We start from the raw sequence: 1627 nt of genomic DNA on the forward strand, positions 1-1627 counted from the left end.
CCCCGGACCGAGCCGGGGTTTTCGCACACACCAGCAATCAGAGCAGCGAACGGCCCTTGTTGGCGGCAATGCGCATACGCAGAGCATTGAGCTTGATGAAGCCAGCAGCATCTGCCTGGTTGTAGGCACCACCATCTTCTTCAAAGGTGGCGATGTTGGCATCGAACAGCGAATCGTCCGACTTGCGGCCAACCACGGTCACATTGCCCTTGTACAGTTTCAGGCGCACCACACCATTCACGTTGACCTGCGAAGCATCGATCATCTGTTGCAGCATCAGACGCTCCGGGCTCCACCAGTAGCCGGTGTAGATCAGGCTGGCATACTTTGGCATCAGCTCATCTTTCAGGTGAGCGACTTCGCGGTCCAGGGTGATCGACTCGATGGCACGGTGTGCCTTGAGCATGATGGTACCGCCAGGCGTTTCGTAGCAACCGCGCGACTTCATGCCGACGTAACGGTTTTCGACGATGTCCAGACGGCCGATGCCGTTGGCACCACCGATACGGTTCAGGTCTGCCAGGACGGTGGCCGGGGATTTCTCGACGCCGTCGATGGCAACGATGTCACCATTGCGGTAGGTCAACTCGATGTAGGTAGCCTGGTCCGGGGCGTTCTCAGGCGAGACACTCCAGCGCCACATGTCTTCTTCGTGCTCGGTCCAGGTATCTTCCAGGACACCGCCTTCATAGGAGATGTGCAGCAGGTTGGCGTCCATCGAGTACGGCGACTTCTTCTTGCCGTGGCGCTCGATCGGGATGCCGTGCTTCTCGGCGTAGTCCATCAGCTTTTCGCGGGACAGCAGGTCCCACTCGCGCCATGGAGCGATGACCTTGACGCCTGGCTTCAGGGCATAGGCACCCAGCTCGAAGCGCACCTGGTCGTTACCCTTGCCGGTGGCGCCATGGGAAATGGCGTCAGCGCCGGTTTCGTTGGCGATTTCGATCAGGCGCTTGGCGATCAGCGGACGGGCGATGGAAGTACCCAGCAGGTACTCGCCTTCGTAGACGGTGTTGGCGCGGAACATCGGGAACACGAAATCACGCACGAATTCTTCGCGCAGGTCGTCGATGTAGATCTCTTTAACGCCCATTGCCTGGGCCTTGGCACGGGCCGGTTCGACCTCTTCGCCCTGCCCCAGGTCAGCAGTGAAGGTCACCACTTCGCAGTTGTAGGTATCCTGCAGCCACTTGAGAATCACCGAAGTATCAAGGCCGCCGGAATACGCCAGTACGACCTTTTTTACGTCCGCCATGCCATCACTCCACGGGGTTGTACGGAAAGGGATCGATTCTACCGGCGTTGCGGATAAATTTACAGTGGGGCGACAGCTTCTGACGACAAAGCGACAGGAACTTTCGTAGGGGCGACGGGCGGTCGGTTGAGGGATGTGGCATGAGGACCTTGGAGGGGCGTCGAGCCGCAGCGTGCATGCCTTGAGGAGTTCAGCGCCGGTGAGATCGAGCGCCGCCAGGTGTCCGCCTCAAGACATTCTGCGCCTGTGAGATCGAGCGCCGCCAAGTGGCCGCCTCAAGACATTCTGCGCTTGTGAGATCGAGCGCCGCCCGCGCGGCGCTTCGCGGGTAAACCCGCTCCTACGTTTGTTTCGGGCCAATTATGCCTGTGG

At 59.8% G+C, this 1627-nt stretch carries 1 protein-coding gene; it reads right to left on the minus strand.

Annotation, left to right across the window (positions count from 1 at the left end; all coding sequences use genetic code 11):
- Window positions 1–37 precede the first annotated feature (37 nt).
- Window positions 38–1255 (minus strand): argininosuccinate synthase, encoded by a 1218-nt coding sequence (locus N5D53_RS27475; RefSeq protein WP_003254941.1) that lies wholly within the window; start codon window positions 1253–1255, stop codon window positions 38–40.
- Window positions 1256–1627: the final 372 nt, after the last annotated feature.

This window comes from Pseudomonas sp. GD03862 (assembly GCF_029840855.1).
Taxonomy (GTDB): Bacteria; Pseudomonadota; Gammaproteobacteria; order Pseudomonadales; family Pseudomonadaceae; genus Aquipseudomonas; species Aquipseudomonas alloputida.

Excerpts from the sequence above, each read along its gene's own strand:
- N5D53_RS27475 (WP_003254941.1), bottom strand. The coding sequence starts at position 1,255 with ATGGCGGACGTAAAAAAGGTCGTACTGGCGTATTCCGGCGGCCTTGAT.